The 15214-nt window shown below is 67.3% G+C and carries 20 protein-coding genes and 4 tRNA genes; 17 read left to right on the forward strand and 7 right to left on the reverse strand.

The features are described 5' to 3' along the window. Positions 1 to 92 precede the first annotated feature (92 nt). Positions 93 to 524: an ATP-binding protein gene (locus tag BVC93_RS29330; RefSeq protein ID WP_083740471.1), complete on the reverse strand. Its 432-nt coding sequence runs from the start codon at positions 522 to 524 to the stop codon at positions 93 to 95. A 146-nt stretch (positions 525 to 670) separates the two neighbouring features. Then, positions 671 to 745: transfer RNA gene (locus BVC93_RS29335), tRNA-Val, on the reverse strand. Between the two features lie 187 nt (positions 746 to 932). On the opposite strand from BVC93_RS29335, the gene BVC93_RS29340 reads away from it, so the two are divergent. Beyond that, positions 933 to 1145, forward strand: coding sequence for a hypothetical protein (locus BVC93_RS29340; protein ID WP_083740472.1), 213 nt, complete (start codon positions 933 to 935; stop codon positions 1143 to 1145). A gap of 18 nt (positions 1146 to 1163) precedes the next feature. Here the strand turns inward: BVC93_RS29340 and BVC93_RS33325 are convergent, their stop codons facing one another. Beyond that, positions 1164 to 1304, reverse strand: coding sequence for a hypothetical protein (locus BVC93_RS33325; protein ID WP_157517136.1), 141 nt, complete (start codon positions 1302 to 1304; stop codon positions 1164 to 1166). Between the two features lie 118 nt (positions 1305 to 1422). Between BVC93_RS33325 and BVC93_RS29345 the strand changes: the two genes are divergently transcribed. The 6 genes from BVC93_RS29345 to BVC93_RS29370 all read left to right on the forward strand — a co-directional run bounded on the left by BVC93_RS29345 (position 1423) and on the right by BVC93_RS29370 (position 3746). Beyond that, positions 1423 to 2436 (forward strand): alcohol dehydrogenase catalytic domain-containing protein, encoded by a 1014-nt coding sequence (locus BVC93_RS29345; RefSeq protein ID WP_083740473.1) that lies wholly within the window; start codon positions 1423 to 1425, stop codon positions 2434 to 2436. 61 nt (positions 2437 to 2497) lie between these two features. Further along, positions 2498 to 2908, forward strand: coding sequence for a DUF6636 domain-containing protein (locus tag BVC93_RS29350; RefSeq protein WP_083740474.1), 411 nt, complete (start codon positions 2498 to 2500; stop codon positions 2906 to 2908). 106 nt (positions 2909 to 3014) lie between these two features. After that, a tRNA-Gly gene (locus tag BVC93_RS29355) sits at positions 3015 to 3087 on the forward strand. Between the two features lie 26 nt (positions 3088 to 3113). Continuing rightward, positions 3114 to 3187, forward strand: a tRNA-Cys gene (locus BVC93_RS29360). A gap of 13 nt (positions 3188 to 3200) precedes the next feature. Further along, positions 3201 to 3275: transfer RNA gene (locus BVC93_RS29365), tRNA-Val, on the forward strand. Between the two features lie 255 nt (positions 3276 to 3530). Next, positions 3531 to 3746, forward strand: coding sequence for a hypothetical protein (locus BVC93_RS29370; protein WP_083740475.1), 216 nt, complete (start codon positions 3531 to 3533; stop codon positions 3744 to 3746). Here the strand turns inward: BVC93_RS29370 and BVC93_RS29375 are convergent, their stop codons facing one another. After that, positions 3747 to 5120 (reverse strand): NtaA/DmoA family FMN-dependent monooxygenase, encoded by a 1374-nt coding sequence (locus tag BVC93_RS29375; protein ID WP_083740476.1) that lies wholly within the window; start codon positions 5118 to 5120, stop codon positions 3747 to 3749. It lies immediately after the preceding gene. An 8-nt stretch (positions 5121 to 5128) separates the two neighbouring features. Then, positions 5129 to 6253, reverse strand: a complete 1125-nt coding sequence (locus BVC93_RS29380) for an LLM class flavin-dependent oxidoreductase (RefSeq protein ID WP_236950178.1) — start codon at positions 6251 to 6253, stop codon at positions 5129 to 5131. 196 nt (positions 6254 to 6449) lie between these two features. Between BVC93_RS29380 and BVC93_RS29385 the strand changes: the two genes are divergently transcribed. Together BVC93_RS29385 and BVC93_RS29390 are read left to right on the forward strand one after the other, a co-directional pair. Further along, on the forward strand, positions 6450 to 6698 hold the full coding sequence (locus tag BVC93_RS29385; RefSeq protein ID WP_157517137.1) for a hypothetical protein: 249 nt from the start codon (positions 6450 to 6452) through the stop codon (positions 6696 to 6698). Continuing rightward, positions 6695 to 7174: an SRPBCC family protein gene (locus BVC93_RS29390; RefSeq protein ID WP_083740479.1), complete on the forward strand. Its 480-nt coding sequence runs from the start codon at positions 6695 to 6697 to the stop codon at positions 7172 to 7174. Before BVC93_RS29385 ends, BVC93_RS29390 begins: the two co-directional genes overlap by 4 nt. Position 7175: 1 nt before the next feature. On the opposite strand, the gene BVC93_RS29395 is transcribed toward BVC93_RS29390, so the two are convergent. Further along, positions 7176 to 7784, reverse strand: a complete 609-nt coding sequence (locus tag BVC93_RS29395; RefSeq protein ID WP_157517138.1) for a hypothetical protein — start codon at positions 7782 to 7784, stop codon at positions 7176 to 7178. Positions 7785 to 8302: 518 nt separating this feature from the next. Here BVC93_RS29395 and BVC93_RS29400 point away from each other — a divergent pair. The 6 genes from BVC93_RS29400 (at position 8303) to BVC93_RS29425 (ending at position 11713) form a co-directional block, all read left to right on the forward strand. Beyond that, the gene (locus tag BVC93_RS29400; RefSeq protein WP_083740481.1) at positions 8303 to 9010 is read left to right on the forward strand and encodes a Clp protease N-terminal domain-containing protein; all 708 of its coding nucleotides are present in this window, start codon (positions 8303 to 8305) and stop codon (positions 9008 to 9010) included. Positions 9011 to 9051: 41 nt separating this feature from the next. Next, a complete protein-coding gene (locus BVC93_RS29405; RefSeq protein ID WP_083741452.1) occupies positions 9052 to 9519 on the forward strand; it encodes an RNA polymerase sigma factor in 468 nt (155 codons plus the stop codon). Next, entirely contained in the window at positions 9516 to 10106 is a 591-nt protein-coding gene (locus BVC93_RS29410; RefSeq protein ID WP_083740482.1) for a methylated-DNA--[protein]-cysteine S-methyltransferase, read from the forward strand. The genes BVC93_RS29405 and BVC93_RS29410 overlap by 4 nt, the downstream gene beginning before the upstream one ends. 35 nt (positions 10107 to 10141) lie before the next feature. After that, entirely contained in the window at positions 10142 to 10564 is a 423-nt protein-coding gene (locus tag BVC93_RS29415; protein WP_083740483.1) for a TIGR03618 family F420-dependent PPOX class oxidoreductase, read from the forward strand. Positions 10565 to 10673: 109 nt separating this feature from the next. Further along, positions 10674 to 11171 (forward strand): hypothetical protein, encoded by a 498-nt coding sequence (locus BVC93_RS29420; protein WP_083740484.1) that lies wholly within the window; start codon positions 10674 to 10676, stop codon positions 11169 to 11171. Further along, a complete protein-coding gene (locus tag BVC93_RS29425) occupies positions 11159 to 11713 on the forward strand; it encodes a GNAT family N-acetyltransferase (protein WP_083740485.1) in 555 nt (184 codons plus the stop codon). The genes BVC93_RS29420 and BVC93_RS29425 overlap by 13 nt, the downstream gene beginning before the upstream one ends. A gap of 11 nt (positions 11714 to 11724) precedes the next feature. On the opposite strand, the gene zapE is transcribed toward BVC93_RS29425, so the two are convergent. Beyond that, on the reverse strand, positions 11725 to 12819 hold the full coding sequence (zapE, locus tag BVC93_RS29430; protein ID WP_083740486.1) for a cell division protein ZapE: 1095 nt from the start codon (positions 12817 to 12819) through the stop codon (positions 11725 to 11727). Here zapE and BVC93_RS29435 point away from each other — a divergent pair. Both BVC93_RS29435 and BVC93_RS29440 read left to right on the forward strand, forming a co-directional pair. Then, entirely contained in the window at positions 12818 to 13600 is a 783-nt protein-coding gene (locus tag BVC93_RS29435; protein WP_083740487.1) for a pyrimidine reductase family protein, read from the forward strand. The genes zapE and BVC93_RS29435 overlap by 2 nt on opposite strands. A gap of 31 nt (positions 13601 to 13631) precedes the next feature. Continuing rightward, positions 13632 to 15194, forward strand: a complete 1563-nt coding sequence (locus BVC93_RS29440; protein WP_157517139.1) for an alpha/beta fold hydrolase — start codon at positions 13632 to 13634, stop codon at positions 15192 to 15194. The last annotated feature ends 20 nt before the right edge of the window (positions 15195 to 15214 follow it).

Here is a 15214-nt window from a genome sequence, read left to right on the forward strand (position 1 = left end):
TTCGGATCGGTGGGTCACTCGGACGCAACCCGACAGAACGATTTTGCCAAATGCACCAACGACAGCGTGTGACACCACGATGACCGCTTGCGTCAGACCCGGGTCATCGCCATTCCGTAAACGAGCTCCACGGTGGTACCACTGGTTCGGCGCTCGATGATGCAACGGTCTGCGAGCGCCCGCATCAGGGCGATACCACGACCGCGGATGTCGTTCGGGTCGGGCGGCGGAGGGTCACGCCAGGTGCCACGGTCGGCGATGGACACGGAGATCGATTGCGCAGCAGGGTCATATACCGCGCGCAATGTCATGGCACCGTCGTCGGCGCGCTGCCGGTAGGCGTGGTCGGCGCAGTTGGCCAACGCTTCGTAGACGCTGGTGAGAATGTCGCTGAGCAGGGTGGGTGTCACCTCGACGACCTGCTTCAACCACGCGTAGAGATCGTCACGCAACGCCGCGGCGGTGCGTGCATCGGCGGGTCCGGCGCGCACCAGTTGTTCTTCGGGGTGCGGCGACGGATTCATGTCTGGTTAGTTACCCAGTCGACCCGACCTTCAGACTACTTTTGCCCAACGTCACTCGACTGAGATGTTGCCGGTAGGTGTGCGCGGCGCAGAGCTGCGGACGGATCTGCCGAACGGGCAGATGATACGGCTGAGCGGGTATGACGTGGTGGTCCCGGCTGGTATCGAACCAGCGACCTTCCGCGTGTGAGGCGGACGCTCTCCCACTGAGCTACGAGACCGTGAGACGAGCCAGAACACTAGCACGGACTCCGCGTTGTACCGGAATCCGCCGGTCAGTGGACCTGCCCGCGATGCTACGTGCGCTTAACCGGGTCCCTCTATACTCGGCGGTAACAAGCCGTCCAACAGTTCACCGGCGGCCGGCCCGGCCGTCACTTCGATGGCACCAGACGTTTCGACAGGACCATGAGCATCGACAGTTCCGTGAGCACCGACGCGCCCGCCCCGGCCACCACAGCGCCCGATATCGATGCATCCGTCGAGGGCGCCGTCGAACAGCCCGAGGACGACTACGCCACCACCGCCGGCGGACCGACGATGATCTGGATCTTCACCGGCCTCTTCGTGCTGGTGACATGGCTGCGGCGACGCCATCGCAAGCGCCGCCAATCTCACTGATTCGCAACGCTTCTCACATCATTTCTCGTCGCCGGGTAACTCGATGGGCGGGGGCAGCGGCGGCGATTTCTTCAGCCACTCCTTCATCCGCATCAGCTGACTGATCACCAGGGCGACGCCGGCGAAGGCGATCACCCCGATGACGATGGCCGTGGTCACCACACACCTCCCACTGGAATAACCCTCTTCAACCACACGCTACTCACCCCGCGCGAGCCATATGCGCGAGTAGACATGAGAGAGCACGGTCAAACAGGGACCAGCAGGGAGGAACACCATGGCACGTCATCAGGCGGTACATGTCGCATCAGCGGGAGCGGCCCTGGAACTTGCCGAGGTGGACACCAGCCCGCCGGGGCGCGACCACGTCCGCATCGCGGTGCAGGCCTGCGGTGTCTGTGGCACCGACCATGCGTTCGTCAACGGCGCCTTCCCTGGCCTGACCTGGCCACTGACGCCGGGACACGAGATCGCCGGCACCATTGCCGAAGTCGGTGAGGGAGTGCAGGACTACGCGGTGGGTGACCGGGTGGCGGTCGGCTGGTTCGGCGGGCACTGCGGCCGTTGCATCCCGTGCCATCAAGGCGATTTCATCCACTGCGCCAACGGGCAGGTACCCAGCTGGCATTACCCCGGCGGATATGCCGAATCGGTGACCGCACCGGCCAACGCGCTGGCCCGCATCCCCGACGAGTTGTCCTTTGTCGAGGCGGCGCCGATGAGCTGCGCCGGTGTGACCGTGTTTCACGGCCTGCGTGAGACCAAGGCCAAACCCGGTGACCGCGTGGCAATCCTGGGCCTCGGCGGGCTCGGACACCTCGGTGTGCAGTTCGCCCGCGCCATGGGCTTCGAGACCATTGCCGTGGCCCGCGGCGCCGACAAAGCCGCCGACGCACTCGATCTGGGTGCCCACCACTATGTCGACTCCACCGCCGGCGACCCGGCCGAGGCGCTGCAGGCGCTCGGCGGTGTCAAGGTTGTTCTGGCGACGGCCGCCAACTCCGCGGCGATGGGCGCCACCGTAGGCGGACTGCTGCCGCGCGGTGAACTGATCGTGGTGGGCGTGACACCCGATCCCCTGCCCATCAGTCCGCTGCAGCTGATCACGCCCGGCCTGAGCGTCACTGGGCACCCGTCCGGCACTGCCCGCGACGTCGAGGAGACCATGCAGTTCGCCGTGCAGTCCGGGGTGCGCGCCCGCGTGCAGGAGCTGCCGCTGGCGCAAGCCGCCGAGGCCTATGCCGCGATGGACCAGGGCCGGGCGCGCTACCGCATGGTGCTGACCGTCTGACACGTCGACAGTTCATCGCTTCGTCCTGCTCAGGACGCCTCCCGCCGCTAGGGTCTGCCTCATGGTCCGCCCGGTGTTGCTGGTTGCCGCCGCGGTCGCGTGGGTGGGGTGGGCCGCTCCTGCCCAGGCCGAGAGCCCGGTCGGGTTCACCTCGCCCAGCGGCAACATAGGCTGCTACGTCGACTACGACTACGTGCGCTGCGATATCGCCGAACGCGACTGGGCTCCCCCGCCGCGCCCTGCCGACTGCGAGTTCGACTACGGCCAGGGCATCTCGTTCGGCGCAGAGGCTCCTGCGGCCTTCGTCTGCGCCGGCGACACCACGCTGTGGGCGGGCGAACCACTGGAATTCGGGCAGACCGTCGGCGCAGGTCCGATGCTGTGCACCAGCCTGGAGTCCGGCGTCACATGCCACGACACCATCACCGGCGCCGGATTCACGATTTCACGACAGGCATACGAGCTGTTCTGAGCCCGTTCGCCGCCTCGACACCCCTGCCGAGCAAGGGATTTGTGTCTGTTGAGGTTTCTGCACTAGTGTCATGCCTCGCAACGAGCGACGATCTCGCTCGTGGCACGCGGATGTAGCGCAGTTGGTAGCGCATCACCTTGCCAAGGTGAGGGTCGCGGGTTCGAATCCCGTCATCCGCTCGAGGGTGTAGAGGCATCAACCCCATGGTGGAGTGGCCGAGTGGTGAGGCAACGGCCTGCAAAGCCGTGCACACGGGTTCGATTCCCGTCTCCACCTCCACCAGATTCACCCGGCGCGATTAGCTCAGCGGGAGAGCGCTTCCCTGACACGGAAGAGGTCACTGGTTCAATCCCAGTATCGCGCACCATAGTTCTCGCAGTTCAGAGCCAGGTGTGCTCGGTCATCAGATGGCGGTTCCTCCGCGCGGAAGACGCAGGTCCCCATCCTGGCAACTCGACGGGGACGCACCCGCAATCACCACGCAGGGCCTCGATCACGTCGCGATAGGGTCGCGCGCCGAACATTGTCCGCGGAGAAACAAAGCCTCCCCACAGCCCCTGCTCAGTAGTTTGTCGGTGCCTGGTGCCAGAGTGACAGAAGGTAATCACGGAAGGACCCCGACATGCCTTTCACCCCAGTCGCCGAGACCGGCAGCGTGCCCGACAGCTGGCGTTCGCTGGCCCCCCAGCTCACCCCTGCGCAGGTGCGACGCCTCGCCGCCATGGAGCGTCACCCGGCCTACACAGGGCGACCCGGTTTCCTGGTGCTCGAAGCGCTCGAGTACGTACAACCAGGCTGGGCGGCCGACTACCTCACCGCACGGGCCACCAGCCGCTGACTACAGGGCCGCCGAGTGCACCTGCCGATGATCGGGGTACGCCAAGCCCAGATGGTCCCGCAGCGTCGTCCCGGTGTACTCGGTGCGGAACAAGCCCCGCTCCTGCAGCAGCGGCACCACGGTGTCCACGAAGACGTCCAGGCCGCTGGGCGTCACATGGGGCACCAGGATGAAGCCGTCGCTGGCGTCGGACTGCACCAGCTCGTTGATGGACTCCGCCACCGACGCGGGCGAACCGATGAAGCTCTGCCTGCCGGTCACTTCGACGATCAGTTCACGGGTGGTCAGGTTCTCGGCCTGCGCCTTGGCGCGCCACTCGTTGGCGGTCGCGACGGGGTCGCGGTACATCCGCACACTGGCGCGGCCTTTGGCGATGGTGTTCTCCCCCACAATCGGATCCACGGTGGGCAGCGGACCGTCGGGATCATGGTCGGACAGATCCCGATTCCACAGCTGCTCCAGGAACTTGATGGCCGTCGCCGGCGACACCTGGGCCAGCCGCACCTGCTGCGCCAACTCGGCGGCCTCGGCGTCGGTATCACCCAGCACGAATGTCGCGGCGGGCAGGATCAGCAACTCGTCGCGGCGGCGCCCGTAGGCCGGCAGCCGGCGCTTGACGTCGGCATAGAAGGCCTGCCCCTCGGCCAGCGTGCCGTAGCGGGAGAAGATGGCATCAGCTGCGGCAGCGGCGAACTCGCGGCCGCGGTCGGAATCGCCGGCCTGGAAGATGACCGGGCGCCCCTGCGGGCTGCGCGGCACGTTGAATCGGCCGGTGATGTCGAAGTGCACGTTGGAGTAAGCGAAGGAGCCCGCGTCCTGGTCAGACAGAAAGACACCATGTTCCTTGTCCGCCACCACCTCGTCACCGCGCCACGAGTCGAACAGCACGTGCGCAGCCTCCAGAAAGCTCTCCGCCCGCTCGTAGCGCTGACTCTCCGGCAGGAACCCACCGCGCCGGAAGTTCTCGCCGGTGAACGCGTCCCAGGAGGTGACCACGTTCCACGCGGCCCGTCCGTCGGACAGATGATCCAACGACGCGAATTGCCGTGCCACCTCATAGGGTTCGTTGAAGGTCGAGTTGATGGTGCCGGTGAGCCCCAGGTGCTCGGTGACAGCCGCCAAGGCGGCCAGCACGGTGAAGGTGTCGGGCCGGCCGACGACGTCGAGGTCGTAGATGTTGCCGCCCTGCTCACGCAGTCGCAATCCCTCGGCCAGGAACATGAAGTCGAACTTGCCGCGCTCGGCAGCCTGCGCAAACTGTACGAACGAGCTGAAGTCGATGTGGCTTCCAGAGGCCGGGTCGCTCCACACCGTGGTGTTGTTGACGCCCGGGAAGTGGGCGGCCAGGTGGATCTGCTTGAGCGGCTTGGTCATCGAAGCTCCTAGGGTGCCGGTGCGTATCGGTTGGCGGGCCGGGACAGACCCAGGGAATCACGCAGGGTGGCACCGGAGTAGTTGTCGCGGAACAACTCTCGACGCTGCAGTTCCGGCACCAACCCCGTGGTGATCTGCGCCAGGTCATGGGGCAGCGTGGCCGGCCGCAGCCGGAACCCACTTGCTCCTGCGGCGTGCCACTGCTGCAGCAGGTCCGCCAGCTGGAGCGGTGTGCCCACGAAAACCTCGGCATCGCTGACATATTCGGTGCTGACCAGATCTTCGAGAAGCCTGCGGCGCGCTGCCGCCGCGTCGGCGGTGTCGGCCAGGAACACCACCAGATCCGGGAACACATGAACGGGATCAAAAGCAGCCGGGCGCAATTCGCTCAGCCGCCCGGCGATCGTCGTCACCTCCGCGGCGTCGTGCGGGGTGATGAATGCGACATCGGCACTGGTGGCCGCCAATTGCCACGCGGCCTCGGCGTGCGCCAAAGCGGCGACGATGGGTTGCCCCTGCGGGGGGCGCGGTGTGATCGACGGCCCCTTCACCGAGAACCACCGGCCCTCGAAGTCGATGTAGTGCAGCTTGTCCCGATCGACAAAGCGTCCGGTGGCGACGTCGCGGATCTCGGCGTCGTCCTCCCAGCTGTCCCAGAGCCGACGCAGCACCTCGATGTAGTCACCCGCTTCGGTCAGCAGCAGTTCCCGCTGCACGTCCCTGCGGCCGAAGTGGGCGGCGGCCGCGGCGCTGGATGCCACCTGTACACGCACTCCCGCGCGCCCGCCGCTCACGTAGTCCAGGGTGGCGATCGCCTTGGAGACGTGGAACGGCTCGGTGTGGGTGGCGATGGCCGTCGGCACCAACCCGATGTGCCGGGTCAACGGCGCCACCCGTGAGGCGATCAGAACGGCGTCCAGACGACCGCGCACCCGGTCGGTCTGCACCGGGCCTTCGGTCTGCAGGGTGAGGCCGTCCTCGATGGTGACGAAGTCCAGCAGGCCGCCTTCCGCCTCGGCCACCAGATCCGCCCAGTAGCGAGCGGTGAACAATTCCAAGGGGCGGGCATCGGGCTGCCGCCACGCCGCCGGGTGCCAGCCCGCGCCGTCCAACGCCACTGCAAGATGAAGCACAGCGCTTTCTCCCTTTCGGTTACGTTCCTGGGGCAACACCGACGGGAGTACGACCCATTCCACTCCCGCTCCCAGTGTCGTTGCGACGCTGCCGCACTACCAGGGATGTGCGCACCGTGATGCCAACCCGCGGGGGTTTGGAGTCACCGGAAATCGGGAAATTCGGACTGCGACGTTCTACTTGGGAGGCTTTGCAGTGGCAGGAGCAGTGGGGGTTTTGTACCTCGTCGGCGCACTGATCACTACCGGTGGCATTTTTGCGTTGGCTGCGCGGTGGGGTGATTCCCGCCAGCCCGCTGCCCACCCGGTGTACATCAGTGTCGCAGCAGGTTTGCTGTGGCCGGTGGTGGTCGTGGGTGCCGCGCAGATGGCCGTCGTCGGGCTGCTGACCCGCAGCACTCGTCAGAGGCAGGAATCCGCCGAGGATTACGCGCTGGCGCGATGAGTGACCGCATCGAGGTCCAACGCGTCATCGCGGCCTCGCCTGCGCAGGTCTTCGACGTGTTGTGCGACCCCCAGGGCCACGTGGCCATCGATTCGTCCGGAATGCTGCAGGGCGCGACGGGTTCCTCGGTGGCAATGGTGGGCGACGAGTTCACCGTCCACATGGACCGAGAGTCGCTCAACGACTTTCCCGAACTCGGACGCTACGACGTCACCGTCCGGATAACCGAGTTCGAGCCGGACGCTCTGATCGCCTGGACCATCCTCGGACGGGTCAGACCACAGATCGGACACGTCTACGGCTACCGACTGGAGCCCAGCTCCGACGGCACCAGGGTGACCTCGTTCTACGACTGGTCCGACATCGAGCAGACTTGGCGTGACGCCGGGATCTTCCCGGTGATCTCCGAGGCGGCGCTGCGTGCCACCCTCGGCATTCTCGACCGGACGGTGCGACGGGGTTATCCCCGCGGCTGACTCAGATGCAGGGCCGGAAGAACGGCGTGATCTGCGGTCCGCACTGCAGCGGGATGATGCGCTTGGGCGGCGGAATCTTGGTCAGATCCGGCAGCTGCGGCGGAGGCAGCTGCGACAGCGCTGCGCCGACGCCGTTGAGATTGGGGGCCGGCATACTGGCGACCGCTGCGCCGGTACCGGCACCGACGACACCGTTGACGATGGGGGTCAGATCCGGCCAGAGATTGACACCGACACCGATGCCAGGCAGGCCGAGTTCCGGAGAGATCTGCACCGGCACGTCATCGACCAGCGATGTCTGCACCAGCGGCTCCTGCAGCGCGGGAGCTGGAAGCTGCGCCAGGTTCTCGGCCGGGGTGAGGTTCGGGTTGAAACCCCACTCGTTGCGCGGCTGGTTGTCGGCAGGGGCGGGCTCGGCCGCCGCCTCGCACGACACCGTGCCGCCGCCGATACCGCCGCCGGTGGGGTGGGCATAGCCGCCACCGCCGTCGACACCGCATTCGGCGTGGCTGATCGCCGGGGTGACGATGGTCGCCAAGCCGAGGGGGGCTGCGGACAGCGCCGCGCCCATCAGCAGAACGGTTGCACTCCGTCGGCTGCGACGTGCCATTACCACTCCCAAATCTGCGTGCTTGCTGTTAGACCCGCTTAGTTTAGGCCATAATTCCGCCGAGCCACGACCTTGAGCGAACTCTGCACACTATCTGACAGCCTCGGCACACTTCCGGCGGCATCTGATCGCTTCGTGACCACCGGGCCTGCTGCGGCCTCACCGGTGTCGACGCCGGGAACCCAGCCCGCGTGCACACGCCGGGATGACCCGCAGCAAAGTCGAGAAAGAATCAAAGCCAAGGCGGTGCGGGCGTGCTCAGAACACAGTCACGGGCCACCGACTGGGTGACACAGCTCGACTCGGCCACTTCCGAGGTGAGCGGCGCCATCATCAAGCTGCCGAGAAACAAACCGAGGGCCGCAAAGCCGAGGACGATTGGGCGCATGTGCTGTCTCCGCTCTTCACGGGCTTATCGGATATCCCAAAGTGTGACAGGAGTGACAGATGTGACGCGTGAGACACGCCGACGTCAACCGTAAGTTGACGATACATTCGCGTCAACTTACGGTTGACGCATGAGTACCTCACCCGCACACAACGCCGTCAGCCTCGACACGCTGATCCGGACCATCACGAGCCTGCACGCCGATGAGCTCGAGCAACTCAAAGATGCGATGCTGGTCGCCGAGCACCTCGGCGAAGTGTCCGACCACCTGATCGGACACTTCGTGGATCAGGCCCGCCGCTCCGGCGCCTCTTGGACCGAGATCGGAACCAGCATGGGCGTCACCAAACAAGCCGCCCAGAAACGATTTGTCCCCAAAGGCGACACCATCGACCCCAACGAGGGTTTCCACCGCTTCACCCCACGCGCCAAAGCCGTCGTCGTCGCCGCCCAGAACCTCGCCCGCGACGCCGGCAACCAGCAGATCACCCCCGAGCACCTGATCCTCGGGTTGTTGACCGACGCCGATGCCCTGGCCACGCGACTGTTACTGACCCAGAACGTCACGCCCGAGGCGGTACGCGCAGTGATCACCCTGCCCCCCGACACCGGCGAACACCTGCAGTTGGTGCCCTTCGACCCCGCGGCCAGAAAGGCACTGGAGCTCACGTTCCGCGAGGCGCTGCGACTGGGCCACAACTACATCGGCACCGAGCACCTGCTCCTGGCGTTGCTGGAAGTCGAAGACGTCACCGGCCCCCTGCACCAAGCCGGCGTCGACAAGGAACGCATCGAGACCGACCTGGTCACCGTCCTGGAATCACTGTCGAAGAGCTGACCTCACATCCGCGCCGGACCGAGCGTCTACATGATGTGAGTGTGCGCCCATTCGAACAGGTGGTGGCCCGGCACGGGCCGACGGTGTTGCGAGTATGTCGTGCCGTCGTGGGCCCCGACGACGCCGAGGACGCGTGGTCGGAGACGTTCCTGTCGGCGCTGCGGGCCTATCCCGACCTGCCTGCCGACGCCAACGTCGAAGCCTGGTTGGTGACCATCGCGCACCGTCGCTCGATCGATGTCGGCCGCGCCCGCAGCCGTCGCGCCGTCCCCACCGATGTGCTTCCCGAACATGCGGCCCCGAACACCGACCGCGACCCGGACCTGTGGTCGGCGCTGGCGGCCCTGCCCGACAAACAACGCCGCGCCGTCGCCTACCACCACATCGCCGGACTGCCGTTCGCGGAGATCGCCGGACTGCTGGGCAACTCACCGGGGGCAGCGCGCCGCGCCGCCGCCGACGGAATCGCCGCGTTGCGACGCCGGTACCGAGAGGATGAAACAGCATGAGTACCAACCTGTTCGACCTGCCCGGCGACACCGCCGCACTGGCGCGGCTGCACACCCGCCTCACCGAGGCCGCCGACCGCGACGGCGCACTCGACATCGCCTACCGCACCCTGGACACCCCGGTGGGCACCTTGCTGCTGGCCGCCACCGAGGTGGGGCTGGTTCGGGTGGCGTTCGCCGTCGAGGACCACGACGCGGTGCTGGCCACCCTGGCGCAGCGGATCAGCCCTCGAATCCTGCACTCCCCCGCCCGCCTGGACGACACTGCACGCCAGCTCGAGCAGTTCTTCGACCGAAGCCGGACCACGTTCGATCTCGCGATGGATCTGCGTCTGGCCCAAGGGTTTCGACGCACCGTGGTGGAGCACCTGCGCAGCATCACCTACGGCGGACGCGAAACCTACGCCGAGGTGGCCGGCGCGGTGGGCAACCCCGGCGCGGTGCGCGCGGTGGGCACGGCCTGTGCGCGCAACCCCCTACCGGTGGTGATCCCCTGTCACCGGGTGGTCCGTTCCGACGGGACGGCGGGTCAATACGCCGGCGGCGCGGCCGCCAAACTCACCCTGCTGGAGTTCGAGGCGTCCTAGGGAATGAAACGCCGGGCTTGTCCGTAGAAGAGGTCATGAAACTCGACGACTCCGCCCGCGCGCTGATCGGCAAGGGCGTCAACGCAACCCTGGTGACCCTCAACGCCGACGGCAGCCCGCAGGTCAGTGTGGTGTGGGTGGCGCTGCAGCCGGGAGAGCACGACGACGAGCTGGTGGCCGCGCACCTGAGTGACAAGTACCGGAAGGTGCGCAACATCCGCCGCGACGGCCGGGTAGCACTGACCGTCGTCGCCGACAGCGGCGGCGGCGTGATGCGGCCGTACCTGGCGGTCACCGGCACGGCGCGCATCGTCGAGGGCGGCGCCCCGCAGGTGTTGCGTGAGCTCTCCGCGGTGCTGGCTCCAGGCACCGGTTTCCCGCCCGAAGACGCGCCGGACGGTTTCCTGACGCGGATCACGGTGGAGAAGGTCGGCGGCGTCGGGCCGTGGGCCGGCTGACCGATCCGGCTGAGGGACGAAGCCGGTGAGGAAGCCGGCAACCCAGCACAGGCCGGCTGAAGCGCCCAACCGGCTGTGGACACCTGTCCGATATGTCATCATGCGACACATGCGCCGATGGTTCTCGACCCTTCTCGTAGCAGCGGCAGTCCTGGGTTTCGGTGTCGGGACCACGCCGGTGGCTGCAGCCGCGGACACGGTCATCGGACGGATGGGCGACACACTGCGCGTCGAGTACCTGGGCATCATCGCCGACGTGACCGTGATGGCACCGGTGCCCTCGGAGATCCCGCCCGGCTTCGGCTACCCGCCCCGGGCGCCGCGCCACCAGGTGTGGAAGTCCCAGGTGGTGGTCCAGGCAAAGCAGATGCCCGTCCCCTACGCCATGGGCGTGTCGTTCTGGTTCCGTGGTGTCACCCCCACCGGTGACGCCTACGAACCCCGCAACAGCGATGCCCCCGACGCGCTGCAGCACGGCCTGCTCAACGCCCCAGCCGGGTCGACGGTGGCCGGCTGGGTGTACTGGGACTGCTACCGCGACCTGGTGACCAACGTGGTGCTGGTGGACAAGAAGACCGGCATTCGTCTGGCTCAATGGAACATGTGAGCGCACTGCAGATTTCCCGAGCCACCACCACCGATATCGCCGACCTCGCCGACGTCGCCGCCCGCACCTTCCCGCTGGCCTGCCCGCCGTCGGCCACACCCGAGAACATCGCCGCCTTCATCGCCGAGAACCTCTCGGCGGAGCGGTTCACCCACTACGTCACCAGCCCCGAGCGCGCCGTGTTCGTGGCACGCGAAAACGGGGTGGCTGTCGGCTACGCGATGCTGATCCACGGCCTGCCCGACGATGCCGACGTGCACACGGCGGTGACGGTGTTGCCAACCGTCGAACTGTCCAAGATCTACGTGCTGCCCAGCAGCCACGGGGGCACAGTGTCAGCGGCCCTGATGTCCGCGGCGCTGGACCACGCCCACAGTGCGGGCGCCAAGAGCGTATGGCTGGGCGTCAACGAGGAAAACCAACGCGCCCAACGCTTTTACACCAAACAGGGGTTCACGGTCACCGGCACCAAGAGCTTCCGCATGGGCGCGGGAATCGAGCACGACTACGTGTTGACCCGCGAGCTCCAAACCTCTGCCTAGACCGGCCCGCTCTACAGCTGCATACCCGCCGCCGTCAACGCCAGCAGCCGCGACGTCGCCCGCAGGTACTTCTTGCGGTACCCACCGGCCAGCATCTCGTCGCTGAACACCGTGTCCAGCTTGGCTCCGGAAGCCACCACCGGGATCCCGGCGTCGTAGAGCCGGTCGGTCAGCGACACCAGCCGCAGCGCCACGTTCTGGTCGTCGAGGGCGTGCACACCGGTGAGGAACACCGCCTCCACACCTTCGATCAGGCTCAGATACCGCGACGGGTGCATGGTGGCCAGGTGCTTGCACAGGGCGTCGAAGTCGTCCAGCGTGGCGCTCGGCACGCCCTCCGCCCGCTGCTCCACCTCGGTGTCCGACAGCGGCTCCGGCGCCGGCGGCAGGCCACGGTGCCGATAGTCCGGCCCCTCGATGCGCACCGTGGTGAAGATCTGCGACAGCGCGGCGATCTCGCGCATGAAATCCTGCGCCGCGAACCGGCCCTCGCCCAACTGCTCGGGCAATGTGTTCGACGTCGCGGCGATGGACACCCCACGCTCCACCAGCTGGCTGAGCAACCGCGACACCAGCGTGGTGTTGCCGGGGTCGTCGAGCTCGAACTCGTCGATACACACCACCGCATACTCGCCGAGCAGCTCGATGCACTCGAGGAAGCCGAACACCCCGGCCACCTGGGTCAGCTCCCCGAAGGTCGCGAAGGCCGTCGGCGCCGGCGAGTCCTTGGACACCGAGAAATACGTCGAGGCCAACAGGTGGGTCTTACCGACACCGAACCCGCCGTCGAGGTAGATGCCCACGCCGGGGAGCACCCCACGCTTGCCGAACATCTTCTTCTTGCCGGCCCTGCGCGCCACCGCCTGTTCGGCGAACGTGCGGCATTTGTCGACGGCAGCGGCCTGACTCGGCTCGGCCGGATCAGGCCGGTAGCTCTCGAAGCTGACATCGGTGAATGTCGGCGGTGGCACCAGCTGGGCGATCAGCCGTTCCGGCGAGACCGTGGGATGGCGGTCGACAAGATGGGCTGGCGCCGAGGCCTCCGAGTTTGTAGAAGAGGGGGCGTTCATGCAGGAACTGTAGCGACGTGCTGCAATCGAACTCATGGCGCAACCCGACGCTGGGATACAGCTCACACTGATGACGACCACCGGAATCGTGGACGACGCCGCGCTGCCGGAGCTCTACGCCTACCCCGATCGTGGCTCTGACGGCTCCCGAAAATGCTGGGTACGTGCCAATTTCATCAGCAGTCTGGACGGCGGGTCCGCCGTCGACGGCACCTCCGGGGGGTTGGCGGGTCCGGGTGACCGTGCGCTGTTCTCCGTGATGCGCGAGCTGGCCGACGTGATCGTGGTCGGAGCGGGCACTGTGCGCTCGGAGAACTACGGCGGCGTGACGTTGACGGTGCAGCAGCGTCAACACCGGCAGTCTCGCGGTCAGGCCGAGGTGCCGCCCATCGCGATCGTGAGCAACAGCGGGCGGCTCAACCGTGACATGTTGGTGTTCACCCACAGTGAGGTGCCGCCCCTGGTGCTCACGTCGAACTCCGCCGCCCCCGGTGCGCGCGCTCTGCTGGGTGAGGCCGCCGAGGTGATCGACTGTTCCGGACCCGACGTCGACGAGGTGGACACCGTGGTGCTGCTGGCCGCGCTGGCGGCCCGCGGGCTGAGCCGCGTGCTCACCGAAGGCGGACCGAGTCTGCTGGGCACCTTCATCGCCGCAGACCTGCTCGACGAGCTGTGCCTGACCATCGCCCCCACCGTGGTGGGTGGCGACGCCGGGCGCATTGCCCACGGTGCGGGCCGGTCGACGCCGCTGCGGCGAGTGCATCTGCTGACCGATGACGCCGGCTACCTGTACTGCCGCTACGTCCGACACGCATGACTCCTTCGAGCGAATCGCTACTGTGGGCGGCATGAAACGGCCCGTTCACCTCACGGCCCTCATCGTGGTGTCCGCACTGCTGGCCGCGTGCGCGCCGGGCCTGGCGGCCAATCCGCGCTACGCCACCGACGTCTCGCACGACGAGGGCGACTCCACGCCGACCACACAGTCACCCGACGGTCCGCCGCCCATCGCGGCGCCGGCGTCGGGCAAAGACCTGCCGTGGCGACAGTGCACCTCCGAGGTGTTCGCCGATGCGGCACTGCCGGCGCCGCCCGCGATCACCCTGGAATGCGCCAGTTACGACGCCGACCTGGATCCCATCGCCGGCGCCACCGGGACGGTGAACATCGGGGTGGTGCGGGCACGTTCGGTGCGCACCCCCGCCGACGCCGGCCCGCTGGTGTTCACCACCGGCTCGGATATGCCGACCTCACAACAGCTTCCGGTGTGGCTGTCGCGAGCAGGTGCCGACGTGTTGGACACCCATCCGATCGTCGCGGTGGACCGACGCGGCATGGGCATGTCCAGCCCGGTGGACTGCCGTGATCTGTTCGACCGCCAGGAGATGCGCGACCAAGCGCAGTTCGAGCCGGGCGATGACCCGGTGGCCAACCTGGGTGCCATCACCATGACCGCCACCACCAGCTGCACCGACACCATCGCTCCCGGCGACAGCGCCTACGACAATGCCCACGCCGCCGAGGACCTGGAGCGGCTGCGCAGTCTGTGGGACATGCCGTCACTGGCACTGATGGGCATCGGCAACGGCGCCCAGGTGGCACTGGCCTATGCCGGCGCCCACCCCGACAAGGTGTCGCGGCTGGTGCTCGACTCACCGCTGCCGTTGGCGGTGTCTGCTGAGGCCGCCGCCGAGCAGCAGGTCCGCGGGCAGCAGGCCGCCCTCGACGCGTTCGCCACCCAGTGCGTCGCCATCGCATGTGCGCTGGGCCCCGATCCGAAAGCCGCGGTGTCCGCCCTGATCGCCGACGCCGAGGCCGGTCGTGGCCCCGGCGGCGCCGCCGTCTCGCAGCTGGTCACCGCCATCACCACCGCGCTGGCCTTCCCCGACGGTGACCGGGTGACGAGTACCAACAAGCTCGCCGACGCGCTGGCCTCGGCCCGCTCCGGTGACAACAACCAGTTGACCAGTCTGATAAACCAGGCCGAAGCTCTGCGCGAGTCCGACGGTCAGTTCATCAACCGGTGCAGCGACGCGCTGAACCGGCCCACCCCGGACCGGGTTCGCGAGCTGGTGGTCGCGTGGGACGACATGTACCCGCAGTTCGGCAGGGTCGCGGCACTCAACCTGGTGAAATGCCTGAACTGGCCCAGCGGCAAGGCTCCGGAGGACCCGACCAACCTGCGCACCGAGGTGTTGTTGCTGGGTGTACAGAACGACCCCATCGTCGGCGGCGACGGGGTGGCAGCCACCGCCGCCACCATCATCAACGCCGGTGCCGCCAACCGACGGGTGATGTGGCAGGGCATCGGCCACGGCGCCTCGGTGTACTCGTCATGCGCCATGGCACCGTTGCTGGAATACATCGGTAGCGGGAAAACGCAGCCGACAGACACCTACTGCCCCGCCTGACTCATCGTGACCCCGGCCCG

Source organism: Mycobacterium sp. MS1601 (assembly GCF_001984215.1).
Lineage (GTDB): Bacteria > Actinomycetota > Actinomycetes > Mycobacteriales > Mycobacteriaceae > Mycobacterium.

Coding starts and splice junctions, on each gene's coding strand:
- BVC93_RS29400 (WP_083740481.1), top strand. CDS start 8,303: ATGAGTACCTCACCCGCACACAACGCCGTCAGCCTCGACACGCTGATC.
- BVC93_RS29395 (WP_157517138.1), bottom strand. CDS start 7,784: ATGGCACGTCGCAGCCGACGGAGTGCAACCGTTCTGCTGATGGGCGCG.
- BVC93_RS29330 (WP_083740471.1), bottom strand. CDS start 524: ATGAATCCGTCGCCGCACCCCGAAGAACAACTGGTGCGCGCCGGACCC.
- BVC93_RS29375 (WP_083740476.1), bottom strand. CDS start 5,120: ATGACCAAGCCGCTCAAGCAGATCCACCTGGCCGCCCACTTCCCGGGC.
- BVC93_RS29345 (WP_083740473.1), top strand. CDS start 1,423: ATGGCACGTCATCAGGCGGTACATGTCGCATCAGCGGGAGCGGCCCTG.
- BVC93_RS29370 (WP_083740475.1), top strand. CDS start 3,531: ATGCCTTTCACCCCAGTCGCCGAGACCGGCAGCGTGCCCGACAGCTGG.
- BVC93_RS29435 (WP_083740487.1), top strand. CDS start 12,818: ATGGCGCAACCCGACGCTGGGATACAGCTCACACTGATGACGACCACC.
- BVC93_RS29350 (WP_083740474.1), top strand. CDS start 2,498: ATGGTCCGCCCGGTGTTGCTGGTTGCCGCCGCGGTCGCGTGGGTGGGG.
- zapE (WP_083740486.1), bottom strand. CDS start 12,819: ATGAGTTCGATTGCAGCACGTCGCTACAGTTCCTGCATGAACGCCCCC.
- BVC93_RS29440 (WP_157517139.1), top strand. CDS start 13,632: ATGAAACGGCCCGTTCACCTCACGGCCCTCATCGTGGTGTCCGCACTG.
- BVC93_RS29410 (WP_083740482.1), top strand. CDS start 9,516: ATGAGTACCAACCTGTTCGACCTGCCCGGCGACACCGCCGCACTGGCG.
- BVC93_RS29420 (WP_083740484.1), top strand. CDS start 10,674: ATGCGCCGATGGTTCTCGACCCTTCTCGTAGCAGCGGCAGTCCTGGGT.
- BVC93_RS29340 (WP_083740472.1), top strand. CDS start 933: ATGAGCATCGACAGTTCCGTGAGCACCGACGCGCCCGCCCCGGCCACC.
- BVC93_RS29425 (WP_083740485.1), top strand. CDS start 11,159: ATGGAACATGTGAGCGCACTGCAGATTTCCCGAGCCACCACCACCGAT.
- BVC93_RS29390 (WP_083740479.1), top strand. CDS start 6,695: ATGAGTGACCGCATCGAGGTCCAACGCGTCATCGCGGCCTCGCCTGCG.
- BVC93_RS29415 (WP_083740483.1), top strand. CDS start 10,142: ATGAAACTCGACGACTCCGCCCGCGCGCTGATCGGCAAGGGCGTCAAC.